Source organism: Johannesbaptistia floridana, assembly GCF_057440575.1.
In genome coordinates, this window is sequence record NZ_JALKVM010000338.1 from 1 (window position 1) to 7483 (window position 7483).

Annotated in this window: 9 protein-coding genes and 1 pseudogene; 2 read left to right on the forward strand and 8 right to left on the reverse strand. The window is 37.3% G+C overall.

Annotation, left to right across the window (positions count from 1 at the left end; translation table 11 throughout):
* Window positions 1–38: 38 nt before the first annotated feature.
* The 3 genes and pseudogenes from MW688_RS18980 to MW688_RS18990 all read right to left on the reverse strand — a co-directional run bounded on the left by MW688_RS18980 (window position 39) and on the right by MW688_RS18990 (window position 2202).
* Window positions 39–584, reverse strand: coding sequence for a calcium-binding protein (locus tag MW688_RS18980; protein WP_486737582.1), 546 nt, complete (start codon window positions 582–584; stop codon window positions 39–41).
* Between the two features lie 12 nt (window positions 585–596).
* Window positions 597–677 (reverse strand): annotated as a pseudogene (locus MW688_RS18985) (hypothetical protein); the annotation flags it as partial.
* A 43-nt stretch (window positions 678–720) separates the two neighbouring features.
* Window positions 721–2202 (reverse strand): catalase, encoded by a 1482-nt coding sequence (locus MW688_RS18990; RefSeq protein WP_486737583.1) that lies wholly within the window; start codon window positions 2200–2202, stop codon window positions 721–723.
* 214 nt (window positions 2203–2416) lie between these two features.
* Here MW688_RS18990 and MW688_RS18995 point away from each other — a divergent pair, with 214 nt between their 5' ends.
* Entirely contained in the window at window positions 2417–3019 is a 603-nt protein-coding gene (locus MW688_RS18995; RefSeq protein WP_486737584.1) for a DedA family protein, read from the forward strand.
* Between the two features lie 12 nt (window positions 3020–3031).
* Here MW688_RS18995 and MW688_RS19000 read toward each other — a convergent pair whose 3' ends face one another.
* From MW688_RS19000 to MW688_RS19010, 3 genes are all read right to left on the reverse strand, one after another.
* On the reverse strand, window positions 3032–3853 hold the full coding sequence (locus tag MW688_RS19000) for an FkbM family methyltransferase (RefSeq protein ID WP_486737585.1): 822 nt from the start codon (window positions 3851–3853) through the stop codon (window positions 3032–3034).
* A 223-nt stretch (window positions 3854–4076) separates the two neighbouring features.
* On the reverse strand, window positions 4077–4388 hold the full coding sequence (locus tag MW688_RS19005; RefSeq protein ID WP_486737586.1) for a DUF3181 family protein: 312 nt from the start codon (window positions 4386–4388) through the stop codon (window positions 4077–4079).
* A 94-nt stretch (window positions 4389–4482) separates the two neighbouring features.
* A complete protein-coding gene (locus MW688_RS19010) occupies window positions 4483–4755 on the reverse strand; it encodes a hypothetical protein (RefSeq protein WP_486737590.1) in 273 nt (90 codons plus the stop codon).
* 134 nt (window positions 4756–4889) lie between these two features.
* Between MW688_RS19010 and MW688_RS19015 the strand changes: the two genes are divergently transcribed.
* A complete protein-coding gene (locus MW688_RS19015; RefSeq protein ID WP_486737587.1) occupies window positions 4890–5147 on the forward strand; it encodes a Uma2 family endonuclease in 258 nt (85 codons plus the stop codon).
* A 158-nt stretch (window positions 5148–5305) separates the two neighbouring features.
* Here the strand turns inward: MW688_RS19015 and gshB are convergent, their stop codons facing one another.
* Window positions 5306–6274 (reverse strand): glutathione synthase, encoded by a 969-nt coding sequence (gshB, locus tag MW688_RS19020; protein WP_486737588.1) that lies wholly within the window; start codon window positions 6272–6274, stop codon window positions 5306–5308.
* A 21-nt stretch (window positions 6275–6295) separates the two neighbouring features.
* Entirely contained in the window at window positions 6296–6565 is a 270-nt protein-coding gene (grxC, locus tag MW688_RS19025) for a glutaredoxin 3 (RefSeq protein ID WP_486737589.1), read from the reverse strand.
* Window positions 6566–7483: the final 918 nt, after the last annotated feature.

The following is a 7483-nucleotide window of genomic DNA, read 5'->3' on the forward strand; positions in this document are numbered from 1 at the left end:
CAAATGAGCAACTTTTAGCAGTAATGAGTAGATATTTTTCAACTGTATTTAGCCCCTGGAGTTAACTTGGTATCGAGATTACTATCTATAGCAATTAAATCTTGGTTAGAATCAAAGTCGGCGATTACATCAACTTTGGGATTCAAAAGTTCATCAGGGGGAAGAGAATCATCTAAACTAGGAAATGGCTCAGTAAACCAAAACTGATCCGCACCTGAACCACCAAACATCACCGTGTTACTATTACCACCATCTAGGGTATCATTACCATCACCGCCAAATAAGCGATCGCTTCGGCGATAGCGACGTTCAAGTCTAGTAATACTAGCATTTCCCTCTAGGAATAAGCTATCAAATCCTCCACCGATAAGATAATCATTTCCTCTCCCACCGAGAAGCGTATCTCGACCATCGTCGCCATTCAAAGTATCATTACCGTCACCACCTCGGAGGATGTCAAAACCGTTTCCCCCTTCTAATAAATCATCACCGTCACCTCCTAGTAAATCATCCCCACGATTACCACCATTGAGAGAATCATCGCCTTGATTGCCATTGAGTTTATCTTTATCGTTTTCTCCCAAAATCAGATCATTGTCTTCTCCACCACCTAAAGTATCTTCACCATCACTTCCCCTGATGGTATCTTCTCCTTTGCCACCATAAAGGCGATCGCTGTTACTTTGACCATTAAGATGGAGTAATTATGATTGGTATTTGTTAAATAGTCGCTGGTTTTGGATCTGGTTGAGGTGGCTGAGTATTAGCAATTTCTTCGATGACGCGGTCAGCTAATTGAGAACTAACTTGGCGAAATATCTCAATTTGCTTATCTTGAATTTCTTGATTACATTTACCCAAACTTCCAGCAATGTTATGCACTAAACGGTCTTTTTCTTGAGGTTTAAGCATATTGTAGAACATTTGAGCTTGATCATAGTGATCTTCATCAGCTAGAGAGATACGTTCTGCCATTCCTTCTAAATGGTAGGGTGGAGTTTGATTACTTTTATCTACCTTGGGATAATCTTCGTGGCTGGGGCTATAATTAATCCGAGAACCGCTATTGTCATCTACTCGCATCAATCCATCGCGATAGGGGGTATTAGCTTCAGTTTTATGGGGTTGATTAACAGGAATAGACTCATAGTTAACTCCTAAACGATAACGATGAGTATCTGCATAAGACATGATTCTAGCTTGTAACATACGGTCTGGAGACCAAGAGATTCCCGGAACCACGTTACCTGGAGAAAATGCCGCTTGTTCTACTTCAGCAAAATAATTTTCAGGATTGCGGTTTAATTCTAATTTACCAACTCTTTGTAGGGGATAGTCTTTATGAGGCCAGACTTTGGTCAAATCAAAGGGATTCCAGGGGAAGCTTTCTGCTTGATTATCGGTCATAGTTTGAATATACATTGTCCAAGAGGGAAAATTACCCTCCTCTATGGCATTGTATAAGTCTTTTGTCGCCCATCTAGGTTCAATACCTTGTAAGTGCATCCATTGCTCTTCTGTAAAGTTTTTGATGCCTTGGTCTGTTTTGAAGTGAAATTTTACCCAAATGCGCTCATTTTCTTGATTGATAAAGCTAAAAGTATGGCTTCCGTAGCCATTTAGATGTCTCCAGCCCATCGGCGCACCGCGATCTCCCATTAACCACAGAACTTGATGGATACTTTCTGGCGATAAAGACCAAAAATCCCACCACATCTGATCATGTCGCCAATTTTCTTGGGGATGTTCTTTTTGAGACCGAATAAAGTCCATAAATTTCATGGGGTCTCTTACAAAGAATATTGGTGTATTGTTGCCCACCATATCCCAATTTCCCTCTTCAGTATAAAATTTTAGAGAAAATCCTCTGAGATCCCGATAAATATCTGAGCCGCCTTTGGATTTAGCTACCGTAGAGAAACGGGCAAATACTTCTGTTTCTTTGCCTACTTCGGCAAATATTTTAGCTTTAGTATATTTGGTAATATCATCAGTCACTGTAAAGGTACCATAAGCACCAGATCCTACAGCATGAACCACCCGTTCAGGAATCCTCTCCCGATTGAAGTGGGCCATTTTTTCAATTAAAGTGTAGTCTTCTAACAGTAAAGGGCCATGTTTTCCCACGGATTTAGAAACATCATTACTAGGAACTGGTATTCCTGCCGCATTGGTCAGCGTTTCTTTGTTATTTGATACCATTAATACTTTCGCCCTTGTTGTATTTTTTCTTGATTATTTTTTACTTTATTTATTGAAGATTATTTCTACATCTAACTTGAGTTATATTTATAATCATCCCTTTTTTTGTTACATCTAACTTTAGTTAGATTTCTGCTTCAATTTACTAAATTCAAGCTATTTTTTCCTGTGAGAATATGTGATAATTTGAATAGTAGTTATTTGATAAAATATTATGCTTGATTGGATTATTAACACCGTTAACAATTTAGGATATGTGGGGATTGCCCTGTTAATGTTATTAGAAAATATATTTCCGCCTATTCCCTCAGAAGTAATTATGCCCTTAGCAGGATTTACAGTAACTCAAGGAAAACTTAATTTTGTTTATGTGATTATCGCGGGAGTTATTGGTTCAATTCTAGGGGCTTTGCCTTGGTATTATTTAGGAAAATTTACCAGCTTAAAAAGAATCGAAAGATTATGCGATCGCTATGGCAAATGGCTAACCCTTAAGAGTCAAGATATTCAAAAAGCTAAACAATGGTTCGATGAAAAAGGCAAACAAGCTGCTTGTTTTAGTCGTCTCGTACCGGGGGTACGCACTTACATTTCTGTCCCGGCCGGAGTTAGTAATATGCCCTTAGTACCTTTTTTAGCTTACTCTACCCTGGGAACTGCTGTATGGGTTACTCTATTAACTCTTGCTGGATATATTCTCGGTGATAATTATGATTTAGTTGAAAATTTTATAGGTCCCATTAGTTTGATTGTCGCGGTTGTTTTGATTGGAGGAGGGATTATTTGGATTATTAAGCGTAAACAATCTAAAGGTTAAAACAACTGCTTATTATACTTCTTCTTTAACACATAGTATATCTCGCTGATTTTTGTTAGACTTATCTGACCAGCTATTGATAAACTCTTCTACTGTCTCTATTTTCTTAAGACCTTCTTTTAAAATCCGATATTTTTTATAGTTTAAAGAATTGAGTAATGCAAAAAGTTCAATAGTTTGGTCGTCTGTTCTTCCCTGTTCTAAAGTCCATTCCATAATTATAGTTACATTTTGCTTGGTTAATAAGTTTTTTGCTCCTTTTAAAGCTTCTAATTCTGCGCCTTCTATATCCATACGAATAAAATCTATTTTTTGATCATGAAAATACTCGTCGATTGAAATTACTTCTAATTGAATAATTTTTTTCAAATCATTAGATTTCCATTGGAGTAATTTACGAAAAATCAGATTATTATGTCTCAGTCTTTTCTGTAATCTAGGAATTGAAGCCATTCCCAATGCTTCATTTTGAATAGGAAAAGCCATCAAGCCATTTTTTTGCCATATTCCTTTATTAATAATTTCGACTCTCTCAGTATAATTATTAATTTTTACATTTTCTTCGAGAATAGGAATAAGTTCTGGATTAGCTTCAAAACAGTAGATTTTTCCTGTATTAGTTACAGCTTTTGCTAAATTTAAACTATGATATCCACAACAAGCACCACATTCAATCACTGTCATCCCAGGCTTGACAAAATTATAAATAGCCTCTTCTGTTTCTGGTTCATAAATTCCTTTAGTTTCTAAGCTAGTCTCTTGATAGGGAATTTTTCCTTGAGGAAGTGAAAAGTTAAATCCTTGATTTGTTGTAAATTTTACTAAATTATTCATAAAGTTTCAATTCAAATTAACTATAACTTTGGATATCTCTAATAATAAGTGGCCTTTGAAAAAAGACCACTTTAAATAACTTAAAAATCTTGAAAAAACTGTGGTTCTCTTGACATTATCGGGTAAATTGTATTTCTCGTTGCACTTTCTCCCCTATTGCCTATTCCCCATAAATGTTATTGTTGATGCTTATCAAAAGCAAATACGCCGAGAACCAAAACTGTTATCTCTGGCGTTGATATTCCTCAATAATATCCATTAATTGGCTATGACATGATGTGGGAATTAAATCAATCAAAGGTAATTCTTTTTTACCGCCGCCTAATTTTACAGGTATATTTTCCAGTAGAGAAAGTACATCTTCTTCCTCAATAGAGTTATGATTGTCTAGAAAAATATAAACTTGTTCAGCCACAGTAGTGTGAAGATGAGCATCGGATAAGTAGAGATGCCATTTTGCTACATCTATATAAATATTTTCGCCAATACTAGCGGCTAATTTTTCTATTTCTGCTGTTTGGTTGGTATTACTCATCGGATTTAATTTTATTGTTTTATATTGTATAGCACTACAGACAGGGATGTTTGACATATATTTAACATAAAAAGTCGTTAAACCAAATACTAGCCTAACTATTCCCTTTTTCCTGTTGCTTCCTGCCCGTAGCGCTATAGTCAGCTATCAGGGTAATATAGGCTAAATGCAAAATCAAAATACTTAGCCAACCACTACTAAACCACACTAACCAAGACCAATTACTGTATTTAAAGTTATGGAAAAACCATAAACCTGAGTTAACAGCTAAAAAAAGAGCTACATGAACAGCAAAATTCATGCGATCGTCTAAGCGACGGAATTCGGGATCTTGGCGATCTGGTTTACGTGGCCAGCGAGGAGGCATAGATTTAAATAATATCAAATAGTTTTACTTTGTTATATTAGTTAATATATCATAGCCTCAGACTTTTTTAAAAAGATTAAGAAAAAAGCTTTTTTATCTCTACTTTCCTTTGAACAAAACTTAGTAAAAGTACCATGACTATAGTTAAAAAATTGACTTTGGAAGAATTTCTTACACTTCCTCAAGAAGATATTACCTATGAATTCAGAGAAGGACAAAGAATTCCTAAAATGGCACCTAAAAGATTTCATTCTCGTTTAACAGGAGTGTTGTATCGATTTCTTGATGATTGGAGTAAAAATCGAGGTGAAGTAGGTATCGAATGGTCAATTACTCTAAAAAGGAATGGCGATGACTGGGTACCAGTTCCTGATTTATTGTATATTTCCTAAAACCCAGTTATTATTTTCGTTTGTACATTGGACTAAAGTCCAACTACGAACCTAGTTTTTAACTTGCGTACATAAACCAAATTTAGTTGAAGGTATGATAGTAAAGCTATGAAACTCTGGTGCGTTAACGCAGTGTAACGCACCCTGCTAATGTTGTGTCAAGTCCGTTTAATTAGTTTTTCTAGCCACTGGATTACTTGTTGACCTAAACTAGTTTTATTTAGCCTATCTATTTCTCTAATGCCTGTGGGACTAGTAACGTTAATTTCCGTTAAATAGCCACCAATTACATCTAAACCAACAAAATAAAGACCATCAGCTTGCAGGCGTGATTTGACTGCTTGACATATTTCTAAGTCTCTAGAGGTGATTTCTGCTTTTTCAACTCTTCCTCCTACAGCCATGTTACCACGAAATTCTTTACCTGTAGGAACTCGATTGACTGCCCCGATTGGTTCTCCATCTAGTAAGATAATTCTTTTATCACCATACTTAGCTTCTGGTAAATAATTTTGTAGCATGATTGGCTCTTGACCTTGTCTGGTACTAATTTCTACTAAGGAGTTAAGATTGCGATCGCCTGCGTTCACAAATAGGATTCCTTCTCCTCCCTTACCCCCTAGAGGTTTAATTACCCCCCCTTCTCTGGTAGCTACAAATTCCAGAACCAGGTCTTTATCATGAGTAACAATTGTTTCAGGAATTACTGATGTGAATTGTAAAGCGTACATTTTTTCATTAGCTAATCGTAGTCCGCCGGGAGAGTTAATTACGCGGGTAGGTGGTTTAACTAAATCAAGAATATAAGTAGCGTATATATAGGGCACAGTTACTGGGGGGTCTTTGCGCATAAATACACAATCCATCAACCCTAGGGGTTGGGTCATTTTTTCCCCCAACTTATACCAAGGGGAAGGGATTTGATATTTATCCCCTTCCAGTGTTACTGTTTCTAACTCTACTTTTTGTAATTGTGCCCAAGCTTCTCCTTTGACTACGCTTAGTTTTCCCATTTCGGTTATCCAGATTTGATGACCTAGAGTTTGGGCCGCTTCCATAAGAGCTACACTTGTATCGTGTCCTGGATCTAGTCTGGATATGGGATCTATAATAAATGCAAGCTTCACAAACTTTTTCCTGAGTAATTATTAACTTACGGACTCTTGTAACAACTGATCTAGTTTTCCTGAATTTTCAGCTTCATAGAGGTCGTCACAACCGCCAAGATGTTGATCGTTAATGAAAATTTGAGGAACACTGCGGCGGCCGTTAGCGCGATCGCTCATTTGGTCTCTTGCCTCTTCATCTCCATCAATACAGTACTCTGTAAATTCTATCTCTTTTTCCTTCAATAAAGCTTTTGCCCTCATACAAAAGGGACAACGACTCCAGGTATAAATCTCTACTTTTGGCGACATTGGGTAGTTACTATTTTAACTCTTGAAATTATGTCTAGATTTTATAATTTTTTGGCAAAAAAGTCAAAGTTTACTTATAGTAAACATCTATTGGCGAGCTTGCTATACAATTATTGTTATCAAAGAAGTCCCCCTGGGTAAGGGGGATAGAGGGGGATCTTATCTGATGCGATCGCCCTTAGTTTTCTCTGAATTATAGCAGGGCTCGTTGTAGTGTTCCCCTCATTAGATAAATGATCCCCCCTGACCCCCCTTATTAAGGGGGGCTTTTGATGATAACTGTAAACATCTATTGGCGAGCTTGCTATACAATTATTGTTATCAAAGAAGTCCCCCTGGGTAAGGGGGATAGAGGGGGATCTTATCTGATGCGATCGCCCTTAGTTTTCTCTGAATTATAGCAGGGCTCGTTGTAGTGTTCCCCTCATTAGATAAATGATCCCCCCTGACCCCCCTTATTAAGGGGGGCTTTTGATGATAACTGTAAACATCTATTGGCGAGCTTGCTATACAATTAGTTTTATGAAAGAAGTCCCCCTTGGTAAGGGGGATAGAGGGGGATCTTATCTAAGGCGATCGCCCTTAGTCTTGTCTGAATTATAGCAGGGCTCGTTGTAGTGTTCCCCTCATTAGATAAATGATCCCCCCTGACCCCCCTTATTAAGGGGGGCTTTTGATGATAACTGTAAACATCTATTGGCGAGCTTGCTATACAATTAGTTTTATGAAAGAAGTCCCCCTGGGTAAGGGGGATAGAGGGGGATCTTATCTGATGCGATCGCCCTTAGTTTTCTCTGAATTACAATTAGTTTTATGAAAGAAGTCCCCCTTGGTAAGGGGGATTGAGGGGGATCTTATCTAAGGCGATCGCCCTTAGTTTTCTCTGAATTACAATTAGTTTTATGAAAGAAGTCCCCC

Coding starts and splice junctions, on each gene's coding strand:
- MW688_RS19000 (WP_486737585.1), bottom strand. CDS start 3,853: ATGAATAATTTAGTAAAATTTACAACAAATCAAGGATTTAACTTTTCA.
- MW688_RS18990 (WP_486737583.1), bottom strand. CDS start 2,202: ATGGTATCAAATAACAAAGAAACGCTGACCAATGCGGCAGGAATACCA.
- MW688_RS19015 (WP_486737587.1), top strand. CDS start 4,890: ATGACTATAGTTAAAAAATTGACTTTGGAAGAATTTCTTACACTTCCT.
- MW688_RS19005 (WP_486737586.1), bottom strand. CDS start 4,388: ATGAGTAATACCAACCAAACAGCAGAAATAGAAAAATTAGCCGCTAGT.
- grxC (WP_486737589.1), bottom strand. CDS start 6,565: ATGTCGCCAAAAGTAGAGATTTATACCTGGAGTCGTTGTCCCTTTTGT.
- MW688_RS18995 (WP_486737584.1), top strand. CDS start 2,417: ATGCTTGATTGGATTATTAACACCGTTAACAATTTAGGATATGTGGGG.
- MW688_RS19010 (WP_486737590.1), bottom strand. CDS start 4,755: ATGCCTCCTCGCTGGCCACGTAAACCAGATCGCCAAGATCCCGAATTC.